Annotated in this window: 13 protein-coding genes; 10 read left to right on the top strand and 3 right to left on the bottom strand. The window is 64.9% G+C overall.

All coding sequences use genetic code 11. From position 1 onward, the window contains the following. Positions 1-159: 159 nt before the first annotated feature. Together rpoC and rpoB are read right to left on the bottom strand one after the other, a co-directional pair. Entirely contained in the window at positions 160-4,446 is a 4,287-nt protein-coding gene (rpoC, locus tag QP164_RS00620; protein ID WP_056060318.1) for a DNA-directed RNA polymerase subunit beta', read from the bottom strand. 204 nt (positions 4,447-4,650) lie between these two features. Next, complete coding sequence (gene rpoB / locus QP164_RS00625) at positions 4,651-8,805, bottom strand: DNA-directed RNA polymerase subunit beta (protein ID WP_060526672.1); 4,155 nt, start codon at positions 8,803-8,805, stop codon at positions 4,651-4,653. A 412-nt stretch (positions 8,806-9,217) separates the two neighbouring features. Between rpoB and QP164_RS00630 the strand changes: the two genes are divergently transcribed. Further along, a complete protein-coding gene (locus QP164_RS00630) occupies positions 9,218-9,715 on the top strand; it encodes a hypothetical protein (RefSeq protein WP_333921789.1) in 498 nt (165 codons plus the stop codon). A 191-nt stretch (positions 9,716-9,906) separates the two neighbouring features. Here the strand turns inward: QP164_RS00630 and QP164_RS00635 are convergent, their stop codons facing one another. After that, a complete protein-coding gene (locus QP164_RS00635; RefSeq protein ID WP_333921790.1) occupies positions 9,907-10,707 on the bottom strand; it encodes a M15 family metallopeptidase in 801 nt (266 codons plus the stop codon). Here QP164_RS00635 and QP164_RS00640 point away from each other — a divergent pair. The 9 genes from QP164_RS00640 to QP164_RS00680 all read left to right on the top strand — a co-directional run bounded on the left by QP164_RS00640 (position 10,702) and on the right by QP164_RS00680 (position 21,721). Further along, positions 10,702-11,421, top strand: coding sequence for an RluA family pseudouridine synthase (locus QP164_RS00640; protein WP_132897632.1), 720 nt, complete (start codon positions 10,702-10,704; stop codon positions 11,419-11,421). The two genes, QP164_RS00635 and QP164_RS00640, sit on opposite strands and share 6 nt — an antisense overlap. Before the next feature lie 15 nt (positions 11,422-11,436). After that, positions 11,437-11,862, top strand: a complete 426-nt coding sequence (arfB, locus tag QP164_RS00645; RefSeq protein ID WP_333921791.1) for an alternative ribosome rescue aminoacyl-tRNA hydrolase ArfB — start codon at positions 11,437-11,439, stop codon at positions 11,860-11,862. 224 nt (positions 11,863-12,086) lie between these two features. Continuing rightward, positions 12,087-12,572 carry a GAF domain-containing protein gene (locus QP164_RS00650; RefSeq protein ID WP_333921792.1) on the top strand — a complete coding sequence of 162 codons (486 nt, stop codon included), beginning with the start codon at positions 12,087-12,089 and terminating at the stop codon, positions 12,570-12,572. 111 nt (positions 12,573-12,683) lie between these two features. Further along, a complete protein-coding gene (locus QP164_RS00655) occupies positions 12,684-13,586 on the top strand; it encodes an RcnB family protein (RefSeq protein WP_333921793.1) in 903 nt (300 codons plus the stop codon). Then, positions 13,583-13,765, top strand: coding sequence for a hypothetical protein (locus tag QP164_RS00660; protein WP_333921795.1), 183 nt, complete (start codon positions 13,583-13,585; stop codon positions 13,763-13,765). The genes QP164_RS00655 and QP164_RS00660 overlap by 4 nt, the downstream gene beginning before the upstream one ends. A 242-nt stretch (positions 13,766-14,007) precedes the next feature. Continuing rightward, the gene (locus tag QP164_RS00665; protein ID WP_333921796.1) at positions 14,008-16,947 is read left to right on the top strand and encodes a TonB-dependent receptor; all 2,940 of its coding nucleotides are present in this window, start codon (positions 14,008-14,010) and stop codon (positions 16,945-16,947) included. Between the two features lie 15 nt (positions 16,948-16,962). Next, positions 16,963-19,434 (top strand): beta-galactosidase GalA, encoded by a 2,472-nt coding sequence (galA, locus tag QP164_RS00670; RefSeq protein ID WP_333921797.1) that lies wholly within the window; start codon positions 16,963-16,965, stop codon positions 19,432-19,434. Further along, positions 19,431-20,651 (top strand): DPP IV N-terminal domain-containing protein, encoded by a 1,221-nt coding sequence (locus tag QP164_RS00675; RefSeq protein ID WP_333921798.1) that lies wholly within the window; start codon positions 19,431-19,433, stop codon positions 20,649-20,651. The genes galA and QP164_RS00675 overlap by 4 nt, the downstream gene beginning before the upstream one ends. Further along, positions 20,588-21,721: a prolyl oligopeptidase family serine peptidase gene (locus QP164_RS00680; RefSeq protein ID WP_333921799.1), complete on the top strand. Its 1,134-nt coding sequence runs from the start codon at positions 20,588-20,590 to the stop codon at positions 21,719-21,721. Before QP164_RS00675 ends, QP164_RS00680 begins: the two co-directional genes overlap by 64 nt. Positions 21,722-21,820: the final 99 nt, after the last annotated feature.

Genomic DNA, 21,820 nt, shown 5'->3' on the forward strand with positions numbered 1-21,820 from the left:
GTGGGGTGACCGCGAAATCTTGGACTGGGGCACTCCCAGAACTTTGAAGGTCGATCGGTCCTGATCTTGCGCTCACGCCAGCCAATGAAAAGGCCGCCGCCCGGTATCCCGGACGGCGGCCTTTTTCTTAGTCAGCGCCGAGGCGTCTGACGAAACCGATTACTCGGTCTCGTTCAGATACTCGCCGGCATCCGCATCGGTGCCGGTGCCCGAGGTGACGACCGCTGCGAGCGGATCCTCACCCGTGCCGCCTGCATCGCGCGGCGAACGTGCCAGTTCGGCGGCATGCTCGTCGGCAGCCGACATCGGTGCCACGATCGACACCTCCGCCATCTTGCGCTGCTGGACGCGCATCGCGGCGTCGCGGCTATTGGCCACGACACGCAGGCGGTTGAGGCCTGCACCGGTGCCTGCCGGGATGAGCCGGCCGACGATCACGTTCTCCTTCAGGCCCATCAGCATGTCCTGCTTACCCTGGACCGCTGCCTCGGTGAGGACGCGGGTGGTCTCCTGGAACGATGCCGCCGAGATGAAGCTGCGGGTCTGCAGCGACGCCTTGGTGATGCCGAGCAGGATGGGCTTGCCCTGTGCGCGGGTCTGCTTCTTCTCCAGCTTCTCGTTGGTCGCGTCCATTTCCTCGCGATCGACCTGCTCGCCCTTCAGCAGCGTGGTGTCGCCGCCGTCGGTGATCTCGACCTTCTGCAGCATCTGACGAACGATCGTCTCGATGTGCTTGTCGTTGATCTTCACGCCCTGGAGACGATAGACCTCCTGGATTTCCGACACGAGATACTCGGCGAGGGGTTCGATGCCCATCGTCTCGAGAATGTCGTGCGGATCGGGCGAGCCGCCGATCAGGTTATCGCCGCGCTTGACGTAATCGCCTTCCTGCACGTCGATGACCTTCGACTTCGGCACCAGATACTCGACGACGTCGCCGCCATCCTCGGGCTGGATGCCGATCTTGCGCTTCGCCTTGTAGTCCTTGCCGAACACGACCCTCCCTGAGATCTTGGCGATGATCGCCGAGTCCTTGGGGATACGTGCCTCGAACAGCTCGGCAACACGCGGCAGACCACCGGTGATGTCGCGCGTCTTGGCGCTCTCGCGGCTGACACGGGCCACGACGTCGCCGCCGAACACCTGTGCGCCGTCCTCGACCGACAACGTGGCGCCGATCGCCAGCATGTAACGACCGGTCTCGCCCGACGTCTCGTCGAGCAGGGTCATGCGCGGACGCAGATCCTCCTTCGACTTGGTCGCCGCACGATATTCGATCACGACGCGCTGGGCGATGCCCGTGGCTTCGTCGGTCTGCTCGGTGAGCGTCTTGCCCTCGATCAGGTCGACATACTTGATCGTGCCCGGGTTCTCCGTGATCACCGGCATGGTGAACGGATCCCACTCGGCCATCCGATCGCCGCGCGACACGATGTGACCATCGTCGAACAGCACGTATGCGCCGTAAGGGATGCGATCGACCGAGAGTTCGCGGCCGTCCATGTCGACGATCGCGATTTCACCCGAGCGGCTGAGCACCACGCGACGGCCACGCTGGTCGACGATGATACGCAGATCGCGGAACTGCACCGTACCGTCGGCATGCGCCTCGAGGTTCGACGTTTCGTTGAGCTGCGCCGCGCCACCGATGTGGAACGTACGCATCGTCAGCTGCGTGCCCGGCTCACCGATCGACTGCGCGGCGATGACGCCGACAGCTTCACCGATGTTGACCGGCGTACCGCGGGCGAGATCGCGCCCGTAGCACTTGCCGCAGACGCCGATCTTCGACTCGCAGACCAGCGGGCTGCGGATCTTGCACGACTGCGTGCCGAGGCCTTCGATCGTCGTGATCATCGGCTCGTCGAGCAGCGTGCCCGACGGGATGACGACCTTGCCGGTCTTCGGATCGACGATGTCCTCCGCGGTCGTACGACCGAGGATGCGCTCGCCGAGGCTTGCGATCGTCGAACCACCCTGAAGAATGGCCTTCATCTCCAGCGCGCGGGTCGTACCGCAATCCGGTTCGATGATGACGCAATCCTGCGACACGTCGACCAGACGACGCGTCAGGTAGCCCGAGTTCGCCGTCTTCAACGCCGTATCCGCGAGGCCCTTGCGAGCGCCGTGGGTCGAGTTGAAGTACTCAAGGACGGTTAGGCCCTCCTTGAAGTTCGAGATGATCGGCGTCTCGATGATCTCGCCCGACGGCTTGGCCATCAGGCCACGCATACCCGCAAGCTGCTTGATCTGCGCCTGCGAACCACGAGCACCCGAATGGGCCATCATGTAGATCGAGTTGATCGGCTTTTCACGGCCGGTCTCCTCGTCGACCTTCACCGCACGGATCTCGTCCATCATGGCGTTCGCGACCTGGTCGCCGCAACGGCTCCAGGCGTCGATCACCTTGTTGTACTTTTCCTGCTGCGTGATCAGACCGTCCTGATACTGCTGCTCGAAGTCCTTCACGAGCGCCTTGGTGTCGTCGACCAGACCAACCTTGGCGTCCGGAATGATCATGTCGTCCTTGCCGAACGAGATGCCGGCGCGGAACGCGTGGCGGAAGCCGAGCGACATGATCGCGTCGGCGAACAGCACGGTCTCCTTCTGGCCGGTGTGACGATAGACCTCATCGATCACGTCGCCCACGTCCTTCTTGGTGAGCAGGCGGTTGACGGTGTCGAACGGCACCTTGTGGCTGTGCGGCAGGCACTCGCCCAGCAGCATGCGGCCCGGGGTCGTCTCGTACCGCTTGAGGTACTGCTTGCCCTTCTCGTCGGTCTGCGGAACGCGGCTGATGACCTTGGTGTGCAGCGTGACCGCCTGAGCGTTCAGCGCCTGGTGCACTTCGGCCATGTCACCGAGCAGCATACCCTGGCCCGGCTCGTTCTCCTTCATCATCGACAGATAATAGAGACCGAGGACCATGTCCTGCGACGGAACGATGATCGGCTTGCCGTTGGCGGGCGACAGGATGTTGTTCGTCGACATCATCAGGACGCGTGCTTCGAGCTGCGCCTCGAGGCTCAGCGGAACGTGCACGGCCATCTGATCGCCATCGAAATCGGCGTTGAACGCGGAGCAGACCAGCGGGTGAAGCTGGATCGCCTTGCCCTCGATCAATACCGGCTCAAACGCCTGGATGCCGAGACGGTGAAGCGTCGGCGCACGGTTCAGCATGACCGGATGCTCGCGGATCACCTCGTCCAGGATATCCCAGACTTCCTTGCGCTCCTTCTCGACCCACTTCTTCGCCTGCTTCAGGGTCATCGACAGACCCTTTGCATCGAGACGGGCGTAGATGAACGGCTTGAACAGCTCGAGCGCCATCTTCTTCGGCAGGCCGCACTGGTGCAGCTTCAGCTCAGGCCCGGTCACGATGACCGAACGACCCGAATAGTCGACGCGCTTGCCGAGCAGATTCTGGCGGAAGCGGCCCTGCTTGCCCTTGAGCATGTCGGACAGCGACTTCAGCGGACGCTTGTTGGCGCCCGTGATCGTGCGACCGCGGCGACCATTGTCGAACAGTGCGTCGACGGCCTCCTGGAGCATGCGCTTCTCGTTGCGGACGATGATGTCCGGCGCGCGAAGCTCCATCAGGCGCTTCAGGCGGTTGTTGCGGTTGATCACGCGGCGATACAGATCGTTCAGATCCGACGTCGCGAAACGACCACCGTCCAGCGGCACCAGCGGGCGCAGCTCGGGCGGGATGACCGGAACGACCTCGAGGATCATCCACTCGGGGCGGTTGCCCGAATCGATGAAGCTCTCGACGACCTTCAGGCGCTTGATGATCTTCTTGGGCTTCAGCTCGGACTTGGTGACCGCGAGCTCTTCGAGCAGCGCGGTACGCTCACCGACGAGATCGAGCGATTCGAGCATGATGCGGACCGCTTCGGCGCCGATACCGGCCGAGAACGCGTCCTCGCCATACTGGTCCTGCGCGTCGAGGAGCTCGTCCTCGGTCATCAGCTGGTACTTCTCGAGCGGGGTCAGGCCCGGCTCGATGACGATGTACGCCTCGAAGTACAGCACGCGCTCGAGCTGCTTCAGCTGCATGTCGAGCAGCAGGCCGATGCGCGACGGCAGCGACTTCAGGAACCAGATGTGAGCGACCGGCGCGGCGAGCTCGATATGACCCATCCGCTCGCGGCGGACCTTCGAGACGGTAACCTCGACGCCGCACTTCTCGCAGACGATGCCCTTGTACTTCATGCGCTTGTACTTGCCGCACAGGCACTCGTAGTCCTTGATCGGACCGAAAATGCGCGCGCAGAACAGGCCGTCACGCTCGGGCTTGAACGTGCGATAGTTGATGGTCTCGGGCTTCTTGATCTCGCCGAACGACCACGAACGAATCTTGTCCGGGGACGCGATGCCGATCTGGATCTGGTCGAACGTCTCGGTCTTGGCGACCGGATTGGCGAAGGGGGTCATCTCGTTCATGAGCTGTCCTTAGGAAAAATCTTCCCCCTACCGCTTGCGGGAGGGGGAGGGGCCCAGCCTCTTCAGGCTGGGAGGGGTGGGCGCCCGGCATCGACGTCGCGCTTCGCTGCCGGCCGGGAGCCCACCCCTCGGTCCCCTACCGGTAGGGCCCCATCAAAGTATTACTTTGATGGGAACCCGTCGCGGGAGGGGAGGGCAAAGGAACTACTCCGCCGCGATCTGGATGCCGTCGCTGTCGAAGCCGGGCTCCGACTGCTTCAGGTCCACATTCAGGCCGAGCGAGCGCATTTCCTTGACGAGCACGTTGAAGCTCTCCGGGATGCCGGCCTCGAACGTGTCGTCGCCCTTGACGATCGCCTCGTAGACCTTGGTGCGGCCGACCACGTCGTCAGACTTCACCGTCAGCATTTCCTGCAAGGTGTACGCCGCGCCGTAGGCCTGGAGTGCCCAGACCTCCATCTCGCCGAAGCGCTGCCCACCGAACTGCGCCTTACCACCCAGCGGCTGCTGCGTGACCAACGAGTACGGCCCGATCGACCGTGCGTGGATCTTGTCGTCGACCAGATGGTGGAGCTTCAGCATGTAGATGTAGCCCACCGTCACCTTGCGATCGAACTGATCGCCGGTGCGGCCGTCGAACAGGTCCGACTGACCCGACGTGTCGAGGCCCGCCAGCGCCAGCATTGCCGAGACGTCGGCTTCGCGGGCACCATCGAACACCGGCGTCGCCATCGGCACGCCGCCCTTCAGGTTCTTGGCGAGCTCGACGATCTCGTCACCCGTGCGGGCGTCGATCTCGGCGTGATACTGCTCGCCGTACACCGTCTTGAGGCGATCGCGGACCGCCTCGGGCATCGCACCCGGCTTGGCGTCCGGATTCTCTTCACGCCACGTCTCGAGAGCCGCGGTGATCGACTGGCCCAGGCCACGTGCGGCCCAGCCCAGATGCGTCTCGAAGATCTGACCGACGTTCATGCGCGACGGCACGCCCAGCGGGTTGAGCACGATATCGACCGGCGTACCGTCGGCGAGGAACGGCATGTCCTCCGCCGGCAGGATGCGGCTGATGACGCCCTTGTTGCCGTGACGGCCGGCCATCTTGTCGCCCGGCTGCAGCTTGCGCTTCACCGCGACGAACACCTTGACCATCTTCAGCACGCCCGGCGACAGCTCGTCACCACGCTCGAGCTTCTCGCGACGATCATGGAACTTGTCCGTGATCAGCTTGGCTGCGTCGTCATACTGGATCTTGACCGCTTCCAGATCGCTCTGGACCTTGTCGTCGGCGACCGCGAACTTCCACCACTCGTGGCGATCGACGCTGTCGAGCAGATCCATGTCGATCACGACGCCCTTCTTGACGCCCTTCGGCGCCGAGGTGGCGGTCTGGTCGAGCAGCATCTCGCGAAGACGCGACCAGGTCGCACGGTTCAGGATCGAACGCTCGTCGTCCGAATCCTTCTTCAGGCGCTCGATCTCCTCGCGCTCGATCGCCATCGCGCGCTCGTCCTTGTCGATCCCGTGACGGTTGAAGACGCGAACGTCGACGACCGTACCCGACACGCCCGGCGGCAGGCGAAGCGACGTATCGCGCACGTCGCTGGCCTTCTCGCCGAAGATCGCACGGAGAAGCTTCTCCTCCGGCGTCATCGGCGATTCACCCTTCGGCGTGATCTTGCCGGCGAGAATATCGCCCGGCTCGACCTCTGCACCGATGTAGACGATGCCCGCCTCGTCGAGGTTGCGAAGCGCTTCCTCGCCGACGTTCGGGATGTCGCGCGTGATGTCCTCAGGCCCGAGCTTCGTGTCGCGCGCCATCACCTCGAACTCGTCGATATGGATCGACGTGAACACGTCGTCCTTCACGATCCGCTCGGAGATCAGGATCGAATCCTCGTAGTTGTAGCCGTTCCACGGCATGAACGCGACGAGGCTGTTGCGACCCAGCGCCAGCTCGCCGAACTCGGTCGACGGGCCGTCGGCGAGCACGTCGCCGGCACGAACCGCATCGCCCACCTTCACCAGCGGACGCTGGTTGATGCAGGTCGACTGGTTCGAACGCTGGAACTTCATCAGCGTGTAGATGTCGACGCCCGACTTGCCGGCATCGATCTCGCCGGTTGCGCGGATCACGATACGCGCCGCGTCGACCTGGTCGACGATGCCCGCACGCTTGGCCGAGATCGCTGCACCAGAGTCACGTGCGACCGTCTCTTCCATGCCGGTGCCGACGAACGGCGCCTCGGCCTGGACGAGCGGCACGGCCTGACGCTGCATGTTCGAGCCCATCAGTGCACGGTTGGCGTCATCGTTTTCCAGGAACGGGATAAGCGATGCGGCGACCGAGACGAGCTGCTTGGGGCTGACGTCCATCAACGTGATGTTGTCCGGCAGCGCCATCAGGAATTCGCCAGCCTGACGCGACGATACCAGTTCCTCGACAAAGCCGTTCGACGAATCGAGCTCGGCGTTGGCCTGCGCGATCGTGTGCTTGGCCTCTTCCATCGCCGACAGGTACACGACGTCGTCGGTCACCTTGTGGTCGACGACCTTGCGGTACGGAGTCTCGATGAAGCCGTACTTGTTCACCCGCGAGAAGCTCGCGAGCGAGTTGATCAGACCGATGTTCGGGCCTTCCGGCGTCTCGATCGGGCAGATGCGGCCATAATGCGTCGGGTGAACGTCGCGGACTTCGAAGCCGGCGCGCTCACGCGTCAGACCACCTGGTCCAAGTGCCGACACGCGACGCTTGTGGGTGACTTCGGACAGCGGGTTGGTCTGATCCATGAACTGCGACAGCTGCGACGAGCCGAAGAATTCGCGGACCGCGGCAACCGCAGGCTTCGCGTTGATCAGGTCGTTCGGCATGACGGTCGAGACGTCGACCGACGACATGCGCTCCTTCACGGCGCGCTCCATGCGGAGCAGGCCGACGCGGTACTGATTCTCGAGCAGCTCGCCGACCGAACGGACACGACGGTTACCGAGGTTGTCGATATCGTCGATTTCGCCCTTGCCGTCCTTGAGGTTCACGAGCGTCTTGATGACCTCGAGAATGTCCTCGGTGCGCAGCGTCGTCACGGTGTCCTCGACGTCGAGGTCGAGGCGCATGTTCAGCTTCACGCGACCGACGGCCGACAGGTCGTAGCGATCCGGATCGAAGAACAGGCCCGAGAACAATGCCTCGGCCGTCTCCAGCGTCGGCGGCTCGCCAGGGCGCATCACGCGGTAGATGTCGCTGAGGGCCTGCTCGCGCTCCTCGGCCTTGTCGACCTTGAGCGTGTTGCGGATCCACGGACCCGTCGCGACGTGATCGATGTCGAGCAGGTCGAGACGCTCGATGCCTGCCTGGTCGAGCAGTTCAAGGTTCTCGGACGTAACTTCGTCACCGGCTTCGATGTAGATGCGGCCGGTCGACTCGTCGATCAGGTCGTAGGCCGAATAGCGGCCGAAGATTTCCTCGGTCGGGATCAGCAGGTCGGTCAGGCCGTCCTTGAACGCCTTGTTCGCAGCGCGTGGGGAAATCTTCTGGCCGTTCGGGAACACGACTTCGCCGGTCTTCGCATCGACGATGTCGAACATCGGCTTCTGGCCACGCCAGTTCTCGACCTGGAACGGAACGATCCAACCACCCTGGCCGCGGACGAACGTCACGCGGTTGTAGAAATAGTTGAGGATCTCTTCCGACGTCATGCCGAGCGCGTAGAGCAGCGCCGTGACGGGCAGCTTGCGCTTGCGATCGATGCGGACGTTGACGATGTCCTTCGCGTCGAACTCGAAATCGAGCCACGAACCGCGATACGGGATCACGCGCGCCGCGAACAGGTACTTGCCCGATGCGTGCGTCTTGCCGCGATCGTGATCGAACAGGACGCCCGGCGAACGGTGCATCTGGCTGACGATGACGCGCTCGGTGCCATTGATGAAGAACGTGCCGTTCTCGGTCATGAGCGGCATGTCGCCCATGTACACGTCCTGCTCCTTGATATCGATGACCGACTTGGCCTCGGTATCGGGATCGACCTCGAACGCGGTCAGACGCAGCGTGACGCGCATCGGCGCGGCGTAGGTGATACCGCGCTGGCGGCATTCCTCGACGTCGAACTTCGGCGGCTCAAGGACGTAATCGTCGAAATCGAGATAGGCGGTGCCGGCGAAGTCCTGGATCGGGAACACGCTGCGCAGCGTCTTCTCGAGACCCGAGACGTGGCCGATCGACTTGTCGGAGCGCAGGAACTGCTCGTAGCTCTCGCGCTGGACTTCGATCAGGTTCGGCATCTGCACGACTTCGTGGATGTTGCCGAAAACCTTGCGGATACGGCGCTTTGCAGTGCCGTGTTCGATCGCCTTGGAAGCCATAGGTTTTGTTTCGCCCTATAAAAACTGACGGATCAGTCGTAATTTCGTGCTTGGGAACCCCCAAGCGGGACGCACGTTCACGCAAAAAGGCCGCGCGCATCAGGTGCGGCGGCTCTCAGCGTATGAAACCTCGGTATCCAATACGATCGACACGCTGCGCGACGGCATGTCATTTCCCGGATGCTGTGGTGAGATGCGGATATAGGCGTAGCACGGCGTCATGTCAAAGGGCGGATGTCGATGTGTGACGCAATGCTCTACCTATCAGCTATCGAGATTGAGGGCCGAGATTGAGGGCGGGTCGTTTTGAAACGCCGAGAGTGTCGAAAATACTATAGATTGTGGATCGCCTGCAACGCTAGGCGCATCCGCAGTAGAGTGTCGATCGTATACGTATGGGGGATACGGCAGGATGAACGACAAGGTGACAACCGACAGGGTGATGGTCCACGCGGCCTCCGACGAGGATCGCGCGAACTGGGCGCAACTCCTCGATGATCACAAGCGGATCGCCGAGCAGTGCGTCGTACTCGCCGATCTGGCGCAAGGGTCGCGCGAGCAGAGCGGCATCGCGTCGCGCAAGCTGATCGAACTCGCGATCACCGTCGCCAAGCATCTCGACCTTGAGGACGAAGTGATCGATCGCACGGTGATGGCGATGGAGGCGAAGTATTCGCCCGACACGATCGCGACGATGGAGGAGAATCTCGACATCCTCCGCTCCGACTGGAAGGCGTTCATCGGTCGCTGGCTGCCGATCATCGCGCCCGGCGAATGGGAAAAGTTCGGCGTCCAGGCGGAGTCGATGCTCGATCGGCTGTCGAGCCAGGTGATGCTCGAGACCGAGATCCTGTACGACCATGCGCTGCGCGACGGTGTCGTGCGTCCGGGTGGGCTGGTGATGCACTGAGGGACGGCGGGGCGACTAGCTGGTAATGTCAGGGCGAGTCCGCCAGATAGTACCACCCCGGCGAAGGCCGGGGCCCAATTGGTGAGGTGGTCGTAAAGGAGCGCCGCGCTAAATCATCGGCGCCCCCAATTGGGCCCCGGCCTTCGCCGGGGTGGAGCCATTGTGGATCGTCAGCGAGGCCTCGGCGCTGTCTACCGCCGCTTCTTCTTCGACGGCACGGCAACCACAGGCGCCACCGGCACCGGCGGTTGCGCCACAACCTTCACCACCAGCGGCAACACCCCGGGATCGGCCGGATACAATCGCCGAGCCCGCGCGAACACGAACCGCGCCTTCGCCGCGCCCGGGGCGGCCTCGGTGGCCCCGACCCAGCGCCAATGCCACGGCTCCCACTTCACATGCTGCTTGTTGCCACCGGGAAAGCTCTGCTCGAACCCGAACCGCGGCGCGTTCACCCGGAGCCAGCGCGCAGCAGGCGTCGCGGCCATGCACGCCTCCGCATCGGGGCACCCGTTCGCCGGACGCACCGCGAAATCCAGCGCATAGCCAGTCGAATGCTCGCTATACCCCGGCGGTGCGACCGAGATCGCGCGGTCGGCCGGGCTGCTCGTCTCGCCGCGACAGAACACGCTGCGCTGACGGGCGATCGACCGCTGGCACGACAGCGCGCGAAGCTGACCCATCACCGAAGGATCGCCCTGCGCCGCCGCGAACAGCCGCAACAGATCGGGCAATATGTCCGCCCGCACCACGCACGGATTGCCCACGGAATATTCGGACGGCAGCGTGACCAGCTCGGTTTCGGGCGCGTCGCCATATGGCAAATGCCCGAACGCGCGACCGTCGGGGGCGATCGCCGCGCTCTGGCCTTCGCACAATTGAGCCTCCGCGACGGTCGGGGCGAAGAGGAGCGCGAGAGCCAGCGTGCGGTGCAACATCGACGCGGGCTCTGGCACGCAGGCGCTAATGATGGCAAGGGCGGCGGCATGCATGGTGAACGCGTACTCTTCCTCGACGGCGAGGCCCTGGTGATCGACAAGCCCGCAGGGCTGCCGGTCGATCCGCCCCGCGATGGCTCGCTGAGCCTCGAAAATCATCTCGAAAGCCTGAAGTTCGGCTTCCAGCGCTGGCCCAAGGCGGTGCACCGGCTCGACCGCGACACGAGCGGCTGCCTGCTCTTGTCGCGCAACCCCAAGGCGCATGCCCGGTTGCAGCAGGCGTTCGAGCAGGGCCTCGTCTCGAAGCGCTATGTCGCGCTGCTCGACGGCGTCGTCGAGGGCACGTCCGGCCTGATCGAGATGGCGCTCGGCAAGGTCAGCACCGCCGAGACCGGCTGGCGGATGGTCGAGGACCCTGACGGCAAGAAGTCGCGCACCAAGTGGCGCGTGCTCGAGATCAGGGACGGGCGTTCGCTGGTCGAGTTCCTGCCCGAGACCGGCCGTACGCACCAGATCCGCGTCCACGCGGCGAGCGGCCTCGGCGCGCCGGTGGTCGGCGACGGCGTCTACGGCAAGGCGGACGGGCTCGGCATGATGCTCCACGCGCAGCGCCTGATCGTGCCGCGTCCGGGCAAGCCCGACGTGCTGGCCGAAGCGCCGTTGCCCGAGCGGTTCGCCAAGGCCGGTTTTGCCGACGAGGCGGCTCCGGTCGCCGACGTCGCTCCGGCTGCCGATGCGGTAACGGCGCCCGACTCCGCCGACGACTGAGCAGGCGAGGGGCTGATGGTCGCGATCCCGATCACCCGATCGATCTCGATCGACGACAGCGAGCTGATCGAAAGCACCACGCGCTCGGGTGGCCCCGGCGGTCAGCACGTCAACACCACCGACAGCGCGGTGATCCTGCGCTTCGATGTCGGCCTGTCACCCGGCCTGCCGCTGGCAGTGAAGAACCGCATCGCGGTGCTGGCCGGATCGCGCCTCACGCGCGACGGCGTGCTGGTACTGCGCAGCGAAGGCTCGCGGTCGCAACTGCTCAACCGCCAGGAAGTCCGCGAACGGCTGGTGGCGCTGATCAAGGAAGCGACGATCGTTCCAAAAGCCCGCCGCGCGACCAAGCCGTCCAAGGCGGCGAAGGCGCGGCGAGTCGATACGAAGAAGGTACGGAGCGGGGTCAAGGCGGGCCGCGGCAAGGTGCACGATGACTGAGTAACACTCTTTGCCGCTCACCCGCCCCTCAAAGCCCGTTGCCGCTCACCCGCCCCTCAAAGCCCGTTGCCGCTCACCCGCCCCTCAAAGCCCGTCACCCCAGCGAAAGCTGGGGTATCCTTGAGGAACGGACCGCCGGCGCCAACATGGAGATCCCAGCTTTCGCTGGGATGACGAATTTTGGAGCGTGCCAGTTCCGTCAAGTCGCCGACCAAGGAAGACAGATGTACCAGTTCGATATCGCCGCCGGCACCAAGGCCGATCTCTACCGCGACCTTCTCGCCGCGCTCGACGCGCTGACCGCAGACGAGACCGATCCGATCGCCAACATGGCCAACGCCGCCGCACTGGTATGGGAATATCTCCCCGACCTGAACTGGGCAGGCTTCTACCGGTTGGTCGAAGGCGAACTCGTGCTCGGCCCGTTCCAGGGCAAGGTCGCGTGCATCCGTATTCCGGTCGGCAAGGGCGTCTGCGGGGCCGCCGCCGCGACGCTGAAGACGCAACTGGTCGAGGACGTCCAGGCGTTCCCCGGTCACATCGCCTGCGATGCGGCCAGCCGTTCAGAACTGGTGGTGCCGGTCACCAAGGACGGCACGCTGATCGCAGTGCTCGACCTCGACAGCCCCGAACCCGCGCGGTTCGACGCCGAAGACGCGGCAGGGTGCGAAGCACTCGCGGCATTGCTCGCCGAACGTCTCGCGATCTGATCCGTTTCGGGACGGCACGCTCGCTGGCGAGTCCCTCCCGGCTTTGGTAAGCAACCTGTTAAGATATTCGGCGTTTGCGCGGGATAGGGTGGCGAAACCAGGGAGACGGACATGCGGAGGCTTTTGATCGCAAGCGCGGGGATGGCACTGGCGAGTGGCGGCGCAGCGGACGCGCAGCACCGCCCCGGCGCCAACTACGACGTCCCCGGCACGGCGATGCAGGCGCCGATGCAAACGCCGCACCGGCCAGGACCGATCGCCGCCCGCCCGCCCATCGTCTACACGTCGTCACAGCCTGCCGGTCACCGCGCGCCGCGCTGGGGTAGCAAGATCGGCGGGCGCTGGTGGGGCGGGGCGAACGCGCCCGGCGGCTGGGCCGCGTACCGCCGTCCGCATCGGGGCTGGGCGGTGCCGGGCTATTGGAACGCACCGCGCTTCTACGTCAACGACTGGTCGCGCTATGGCCTGCCGCAGCCGCCACAGGGGTATAACTGGGCGCGCTATTACGACGATGCCGTCCTGATCGATCCGCGCGGTTCGGTGTACGATACGGTCAGCGACACCGACTGGGACCGCTATGATTCCGGTGGTTACACCGCGGTCGCGCCACGGGATTATGCGCAGAACGACTCGGTCTATGCAGGCCCGGCCGACCGCGGTTATGCCGCACCCTATGACGACCGAGCACCGCGGCGCAACACGGGTCTCGGCGGCGCGGCGATCGGTGCGGTCGCAGGCGGCGTTGCAGGCAATGTGATCGCAGGACGCGGTAATCGTCTTGGCGGCACGCTGATCGGTGCCGGCGTCGGGGCAGCGGCGGGCTATGCGATCGACAAGGGCGAAGATCGCGGTCGGCGCGCACCGCCGCCACGGTCCGATTACGGCGCGGGCTATGCGCCGCCGGCTACTTATGCGCCCGTCTACGCACCCCCGTCTCCTATGGCGCTGGCTATGCACAACCGCGTGGCTACGCCGCGGCGCCCGGTGGAAGCTGGGTTTCGCCCGACGGCATGACGACGGTGACGACGACCAGCGGCAGCGTCTATCCCGCCGGCGGAACTACGGTCGTGGTCCAGTCCGCCCCGATGGTGACGACGACGACCACGACCGAATATTACGACACGGTGTCGTACACGCCGCGAAAGGCGTGGCGAAAGCGCGTCCGGGCGCGTCCGACCTGCAACTGCCGTTGACCGCGATTTGCTGCCGCTCAGCCAGCGGATCAGCCGGAAATCAGCGCACGTCCTTAGGGGCGTGCGTTTTTTTGGCCTGTCACCCCTGTCGCGAGCCCGGTTCCGGTTGGAGCCCAGGCGCTCCCGAGACCATCACCACCCAATCTACTCAATATGAATATAGGATATCGTATATTATATTTGACATAAACTCGGTGACGTGATGGATTGCGCGCAACATCCAAACAGGGGCGCGGGCACTCATGACATTTTTGGTCGGAAAACTTCGTAATCGGTCGAGCTTGGGCGCGATGGTCGCGATGCTGCTCTCGTCGAGTGCCTATGCGCAGGTCGTGCCCGTGCCGCAGCCAAGCGCCGAAGCGGGCGCAGACGACGCCATCGTGGTCACGGGTACGCGCATCCGCCGCCCCGATCTGGCCAGCAACAGTCCTATCACCTCGGTAACGGACCAGGAGATCAAGTATCAGGGCGCGGTCAACGTCGAGAACGTGCTGAACCGCCTGCCGCAGTTCACCGCCGACGCGAACGAGAACGTCTCGAACGGGTCGGACGGCACCGCCAACATCAACCTGCGCAACCTGGGCTCGAACCGCACGCTGATCCTGCTCAACGGCCAGCGCTTGATGCCGCAACAGGCGATCGATCTGAACTTCGTGCCGTCGGCGCTGATCGACCGGGTCGACGTGGTGACCGGCGGCGCGTCCGCGGTCTACGGCTCGGACGCGGTCGCGGGCGTCGTCAACTTCGTGCTGAAGGATCATCTCGACGGGCTGCGGATCGACGTCCAGTCCGGGCTTGGGTTGCACACCAACGACAACAGCGGGGTGCGCAACGTCCTCACCACGCGTGGCTATGCAAACGCGCCGGGCCGCGTCGCCGATGGCGGCAAGCAGGATCTGAACGCGGCGTACGGCAAGAATTTCGCGAACGGGCGCGGCAACATCACCGTCTATGGCGGCTATCGTCACACCGATCCGGTGCTCCAGGCGAACCGCGATGTCTCCGCCTGCGCGCTCAACCCGTCGGATGCGGCGGGCAATGGTTTCATCTGCGGCGGATCGAGCAACACGCCGATCGGAACGTTCGTGCCGCTCGGCGGGCCCAATTCGGGCAGGACGCTCACCAACAACGCCAACGGTACGCAGACCTGGGTGCCCTACACCTCGGCCTATGCGTACAATTACGCACCGACCAACTACTTCCAGCGCTCCGACGAGCGCATCACCGGCGGCGCGTTTGCTAAGTTCGAGATCGCACCGATCGCCGAAGTCTATGGCAGCTTCATGTATATGAAGGATCACACCTTCTCGCAGGTCGCACCGTCCGCATTGTTCCTCGGCACCACCTTCACCGTCCCCTGCAACAACCCGCTGATGAGCGCGTCGCAGCAGCAGTCGCTGTGCGGCGCGGCGGCGGGGACGAACGCGACGCAGGACACGCTGATCGGTTATCGCCTCGGCTCGGGCCAGTCGCGTCGCGACGATCTGCGCCATCAGGACTATCGCTATTCCGCAGGTGTCCGCGGCGATCTCGGTCACGGCTTCCGCTACGACGTCAACTATCTGCATTCCCTGGTGCGCTACAACGAGACGTATCTGAACAACGTCGACAATGTGAAGGCGCAGCGTGCGCTCGACGTGGTCAACGTCGGCGGGGTTCCGACCTGTCGCTCGGTCATCGATGGCAGCGACCCGGCGTGCGTGCCGATCAACGTGTTCCAGGCGAACGCGATCACCGATGCGCAGGGCGCGTACCTGTTTTCGGAGAGCAACACCGCGTCGCGCAACGTGCTGGACGTGATGTCCGCGAACGTGAATGGCGACCTCGGGACGTTCGGCATCTCCAGCCCCTGGGCGAAGCGCGGCGTCAACATCGCGCTGGGCGGCGAGCATCGTCGCGAGACGCTCAACTTCACCGCGGACGCGATCGCGCAGCAGGGCGGCACGACCAATTCGGATGGCCGCATCACCGTCAATGAAGGCTATGGCGAGATCGAGATCCCGATCCTGCAGGACCTGCCGTTCGCGCACGAACTGACGCTCAACGGCGGCCTGCGCTATTCCGCGTATCGCAACAGCCAGCAGTCGACCGGGTTGAAGTCGCAATACAACGTCTGGACCTACAAGGGCGAGGCAAGCTGGGCGCCGGTCAAGGATGCGCGGTTCCGCTTCAGCTATAACCGGGCGATCCGTGCGCCGAACATCGGCGAGCTGTTCGGCTCGCGCTCGATCGGCAACGTCTCCGCACAGGATCCGTGTTCGGGGACGTCGCCCACCGCCTCGCTCGATATCTGCCGCCTGACCGGCGTGACGCAGGCGCAATATGGCAACATCGTCGAGTGCCCGTCGGATACGTGCTCGGCGCAATATGGCGGCAATTCTGCGCTGAAGCCTGAAAAGGCCGACACCTATACGCTCGGCATGGTGCTGACGCCGCGGATGGTGCGCAACTTCACGCTGTCGGTCGATTATTACCACATCAAGGTGAAGGACTATATCAGCTCGGTCGATCCGTCGCTCGCGATCAGCCAGTGCGTCGCAGCGAGCGATCCGTTCTATTGCGGGCTGTTCACGCGCGATCCGCGGTCGGGCGCGCTGTTCGGCAGCAACGGCTATATCGTGTCGACCACGTACAACACCGGGTCGCTCAAGACGTCGGGGATCGATCTCACCGCCGATTACACGCTGGGGATCGGCGCGCTCGGCAAGCTCAACCTCAACATGGTCGGCACGCGGCTGATCTCGCAGGTATCCGAGCCGCTGAAGGGGCTGGGCAGCTATGACTGCAAGGGGTTGTTCGGGTACACCTGTGGTCAGCCCAACCCGAAGTGGCGGCACGTGATGCGCACCACATGGCAGATGCCGCAGGGCGCGAGCGTGTCGGTGTCGTGGCGGCACATCGACCAGGTCAAATTGTCGTCGCTGTCGGACAACACCTTTCTCGCGGGGACGCCGAGCGTGATCAATCGGAAGATCTCGGCATATAACTACATCGATCTCGCAGGCACGGTCGCGGTCGGCGAGGGGCTCCAGCTTCGTGCCGGCGTCAACAACCTGTTCGACAAGGATCCGCCGGCGATCGCCTCGGGCATCCTGTCGTCGTTTGGCAACGGCAACACCTATCCCGGCGTGTATGACGTGCTGGGCCGCACGCTCTTCGTCGGCGCGACGGTGAACTTCTGACGCTGGGATAGCGCTATGACGAACCTGGTCCGCCGCGACGTTTTGAAGACGGGCGGCGTGACCGCGCTTGCCGCGATCGTTCCGGCCGTGCCGATCGGGGCGGTCGGAACGATCTCGACGGCCAGTACGCGCGAGATCGTGTCGCTAGGGACCGGCTGGCGGTTCCACCTTGGCCACGCGAGCGATCCGTCGAAGGATTTCGGCTTCGGTCGCTCGCACGACACGTATGGCAAGTCGGGCGATGTCGGCACGCCGGTCGCCGAACCGAAATTCGACGACAGCACATGGGAGGCGGTGACGCTGCCACACGACTGGGCGGTCGACCTGCCGTTCGAACAATTCGGGCCAGCGGGGAGCGAGGCGGACCGCACCGGATCGTTCCAGGGGTTCAAGCCGGTCGGGCGGATGTGGCCGGCGACCAGCGTCGGCTGGTATCGCCGCGTGCTCACGCTGGCCAAGGCGGACGCGGGGCGGCGGTTGCTGCTCCAGTTCGACGGCGTGGCGCGCGATTGCATCGTCATCCTCAACGGTTTCGTCGTGGGATCGAACGAGAGCGGCTATGCGCCGTTCGAGATAGACGTCACCGACTTTGCCAGGCCGGGCGAGGACAATGTGCTCGTCATCCGCTGCGACGTGAGCCTGGGCGAGGCGTGGTCGTACGAGGGGGCGGGGCTCTACCGCGACGTGCGACTGGTGAAGACCGCGCCTGTGCATGTCCGGCGATGGGGGGCGACCGTGCGCTGCTCGGTCGGCTCGGATGGCGCGATCGTGCGGGTGTCGACCGAGATCGACAATGACGGTCCCGCCGCCAGTGCGCGCGTGCGGTCCACGGTGGTCGGGCCGGACGGGAAGACGGTCGCGGTGCTGTTTGCGGACCCGCTGGACTTGCCGGCCTGGGGGAAAGCGAGTGCGGCGCAGGACACGCGCATTGCTACGGCTGCGCTGTGGTCGCTTGAGACGCCTCACCTCTACACGCTGGTCAGCGAGATCCTGGTCGACGGCGTGGTGGTCGACCGCGACGCGTGCACATTCGGTATCCGCACGATCCGGTTCGACGCGACGCACGGCTTTTTTCTCAACGGCAAGCCGATCAAGATCAAGGGCACCTGCAACCATCAGGATCATGCCGGCGTCGGCTTTGCGGTGCCCGACAGTCTGCAAGTCTGGCGGCTCGAACAACTGAAGGCGATGGGCAGCAACGCGTATCGCTCGACGCATCATTCGCCGTCGCCCGCGATCCTCGCTGCGTGCGACCGGATGGGCATCCTGATGATCGACGAGACGCGGCAGATGTCGAGCAATGCCGAGGGGCTGGGGCAGCTCGAACGGATGGTGCGGCAGGGGCGCAATCATCCGAGCATCATCCTGTGGAGCATCGGCAACGAGGAGATCCACCGCGGTACCGAGACCGGCGCGCGGATCGCGGAGACGATGAAGCGCAAGGTATACGAACTCGACGGGACGCGGCCGGTGACGGAGGCGTTCAACGGCAAGTTCGGCGAGGGCGCGTCGCGCGTGCTCGACGTGATGGGGTGCAATTATTACCTCGACGCGATCGATCCGTACCACGCCGCGCACCCCGACATGCCGATGATCGGTACGGAGACGGGCAGCACGGTGATGACCCGCGGCGAATATGCGCGGGATGACAAGGCGGGCTTCGTGCCCGCCTACGACCGCGAATTTCCCAAATGGGCGACGACTGCGGAAAAATGGTGGAGTTTCTACGACGCGCGGCCGTTCCTGAGCGGTGGGTTCGTATGGACCGGGTTCGACTATCGTGGCGAACCGACCCCGTTCGAGCGCTGGCCCGAGAACGTCTCGAACTTCGGCCAGATGGACCTGTGCGGCTTCCCCAAGGACAATTACTTTTACTACCGCGCGTGGTGGAGCGGCGAGCCGGTGCTGCACCTGTTCCCGCACTGGAACTGGGCGGGGTGCGAGGGCCAGCCGGTATCGGTGTGGGTGCACAGCAACTGCGAGGCGGTCGAACTGGTCCTGAACGGGCGGAGCCTCGGGCGGCAGGCGGTGGTGAAGAACAAACATCTCGAATGGCAGGTGCCCTATGCGGCGGGGCGGATCGAGGCGCACGGGTATCGCGGCGGCAAGCGCGTGATGCACGCGGTGCGCGAGACGACCGGGGCGGCGGCACGGATCGGGCTGTCGAGCGATCGGCGGCAACTGGCGCCGGGCGAGGTCGCGGTGGTGCGGGTCGCGATCCTCGATGCGAAACGCCGCGAGATGCCGACGGCGTCGGATCGCGTGACGTTCGCGCTGACAGGTGATGCCAAGCTGCTCGGCGTCGGCAATGGCGATCCGCGGAGTCTGGAGCCCGATCATGCGACGTCGCGCTCTGCGTTCAACGGCTTGTGCATGGCGCTGGTGCAGGCGGGTGCGAAGGGCGGGCCGATCCGGCTGGAGGCGCGTGGCGACGGCCTCGCGCCGGCGATGCTGCCGCTCATCGGTCTGACCAAGGATATCCGATGACTGCACGTCGTTCGTCGCGGGCGCTCGCGCTGATCCTGTTGTGTGCTTCGGCGGCGGCGCAGGCCGCGCCCGACGAAGCCGCGTTCCGGCGATCGATCGGACTGCGCCGGGCGTGGCAGGATCTGACGCGCGACGTGGCGTGGCCCGCGCGCTGGACGCCGGACGGGCGTCGCTTTTCCTATCGCAAGACGGTGGCGGGCGGGTTTGCATTCGAGACGGTGGATGCGAAGACGCTCGCCAAGTCACCCGCGTTCGATACGGCCAAGCTCGCGGCGGCGCTGGGCGATGCGCGGCACGATGCGGTCGATCCGATGCATCTGCCGTTCGCCGAATTCGACTACGTGGAGGATGGCAAGGCGATCGCGTTCTCGCTGGACGAGACGCGCTGGCAGTGCGGGATCGTCGTCTATCGCTGCGAGGCGGCGGTCGATCGCAGCCGACCGCGCGGATTCGGCGTGGTGCGCGACATGGCGGTGCCGGCGGACAATAGTCCGAAGGTTTCGCCCGATGGGAAATGGACGGCGTTCGTACAGGGCGACAACCTCGTCGTGCGCAAGTCCGGCGATGCGGTTGTCGTGCCGCTCAGCGTCGATGGAAGCGCGGGCGATTTTTACGATCCGGAGACGCTGCGCTGGTCGCCGGACAGCCGCCACATCATGATTTATCGGGTCAAGCCGGGCTATCAGCGGCGGGTATTGCGGGTGGAATCGTCGCCGCGCGATCAGCTCCAGCCGGAATTGCAGAGCCAGCTTTATCCGAAGCCCGGCGACGCAATCGACCAGGAGCGGCCGGTGCTGTTCGACGTCGCCACCCGGCGGCAGACGGTGATCGACGACGCGCTGTTTGCCAACCCGTACGAACTGTCCGCGCCGCGCTGGCGGGGCGACGGACGGAGCGTGGCATTCGACTATGTCCGACGCGGTTTCGGGCAGGCGCGCGTCATCGCGGTCGAAGCCGACACGGGCGTTGCGCACGCCGCGGTGACCGAGGATGCGAAGACGTTCGTCTATGCCGATCGCCGTTATGCGCACGAGGTCGGCGCGGATGGCCGCGAGATCGTCTGGGCGTCCGAGCGCGATGGCTGGAACCATCTGTACCTGATCGACGGCCGCACCGGGGCCGTAAAAACCGGATTACGACCGGGGACTGGGTGGTGCGCGACGTGGTCGCTGTCGACGACGCCAAGCGCCAGATCGTGTTTGCGGCGAGCGGGATGAACGCGGGCGAGGACCCGTATTTCCGCCACGTCTACCGGATCGATTTCGATGGCCACCACCTGACCGCGCTGACGCCGGCCAAGGCCGATCACGACGTGCGGTTCTCGCCGGACGGGACGCAGTATGTCGACACCTATTCGCGCGTCGACTTGCCTACGGTCAGCGAACTGCGCCGGTCGAGCGACGGCGCGCTGGTCGCGACGATCACCAAGGGCGACGACAGCGCGTTGCGCGCAGCGGGGTTTCGGCCGCCCGAGGTGTTCGTTGCCAAGGGCCGTGACGGCAGGACCGACATCTGGGGCGTCGTCGTTCGTCCGCGCGACTACGACCCGCGCAAGAAATACCCGGTGATCGAGAACATCTATGCGGGACCGCACGACAGCTTCGTGCCCAAGCAATATTGGCCGTTCGGCTTTCATTCCGGCGGGGACAAGGTCGTCGGGATGCAGGAGCAGGCCGATCTTGGTTTCATCGTCGTACAGATCGACGGGATGGGGACCGCCAACCGCTCGAAGGCGTTCCACGACGTCGCGTGGAAGAACCTCGCGGACTCGGGCTTTCCGGACCGGATCGCGTGGCACCGCGCGATGGCGGCGAAGGATCCGTCCTACGATATCGACCGGGTCGGGATCTATGGCGCGTCGGCGGGCGGGCAGAGTACGCTGAACGCGCTGCTGTTCCACGGCGATTTCTACAAGGTCGGGGTGGCCTATGCGGGCTGCTACGACAACCGGATGGACAAGATCAGCTGGAACGAACAGTGGCTCGGCTGGCCGGTCGACGCGAGCTATGCCGCGGCATCGGGCGTCGATCATGCCGCGCAACTGACCGGCAAGCTGCTGATGATCGTCGGCGAGCAGGACAGCAACGTCGACCCCACCTCGACGATGCAGATCGCCGACGCATTGATCCGCGCGGACAAGGATTTCGAGCTGCTGGTGGTGCCAGGCGGCGAGCATAGCGTTGGGCGATCGACCGGACCGATCGACTATGTCGCGCGGCGGCAGTTCGGGTTTTTCGTTCGGGAGCTGGCTGGGGAAGCCGTGCCGGAGTGGAATGGGGTCAAGTGAGGGCAGACTGAGATACATGCCCCTCAACGTCCCACCCCGGCGGAGGCCGGGGCTCAATTGGGGGACGTCGCTGACTGTGGACGGTCCTTCGTCACGGTG

Origin of the sequence: Sphingomonas sp. LR59 (genome assembly GCF_036855945.1) — a bacterium.
Classification (GTDB): Bacteria; Pseudomonadota; Alphaproteobacteria; order Sphingomonadales; family Sphingomonadaceae; genus Sphingomonas.

Excerpts from the sequence above, each read along its gene's own strand:
- QP164_RS00650 (WP_333921792.1), top strand. The coding sequence starts at position 12,087 with ATGTACCAGTTCGATATCGCCGCCGGCACCAAGGCCGATCTCTACCGC.
- arfB (WP_333921791.1), top strand. The coding sequence starts at position 11,437 with ATGGTCGCGATCCCGATCACCCGATCGATCTCGATCGACGACAGCGAG.
- QP164_RS00675 (WP_333921798.1), top strand. The coding sequence starts at position 19,431 with ATGACTGCACGTCGTTCGTCGCGGGCGCTCGCGCTGATCCTGTTGTGT.
- galA (WP_333921797.1), top strand. The coding sequence starts at position 16,963 with ATGACGAACCTGGTCCGCCGCGACGTTTTGAAGACGGGCGGCGTGACC.
- QP164_RS00630 (WP_333921789.1), top strand. The coding sequence starts at position 9,218 with ATGAACGACAAGGTGACAACCGACAGGGTGATGGTCCACGCGGCCTCC.
- rpoB (WP_060526672.1), bottom strand. The coding sequence starts at position 8,805 with ATGGCTTCCAAGGCGATCGAACACGGCACTGCAAAGCGCCGTATCCGC.
- QP164_RS00665 (WP_333921796.1), top strand. The coding sequence starts at position 14,008 with ATGACATTTTTGGTCGGAAAACTTCGTAATCGGTCGAGCTTGGGCGCG.
- rpoC (WP_056060318.1), bottom strand. The coding sequence starts at position 4,446 with ATGAACGAGATGACCCCCTTCGCCAATCCGGTCGCCAAGACCGAGACG.
- QP164_RS00640 (WP_132897632.1), top strand. The coding sequence starts at position 10,702 with ATGCATGGTGAACGCGTACTCTTCCTCGACGGCGAGGCCCTGGTGATC.
- QP164_RS00655 (WP_333921793.1), top strand. The coding sequence starts at position 12,684 with ATGCGGAGGCTTTTGATCGCAAGCGCGGGGATGGCACTGGCGAGTGGC.
- QP164_RS00635 (WP_333921790.1), bottom strand. The coding sequence starts at position 10,707 with ATGCATGCCGCCGCCCTTGCCATCATTAGCGCCTGCGTGCCAGAGCCC.
- QP164_RS00660 (WP_333921795.1), top strand. The coding sequence starts at position 13,583 with ATGACGACGGTGACGACGACCAGCGGCAGCGTCTATCCCGCCGGCGGA.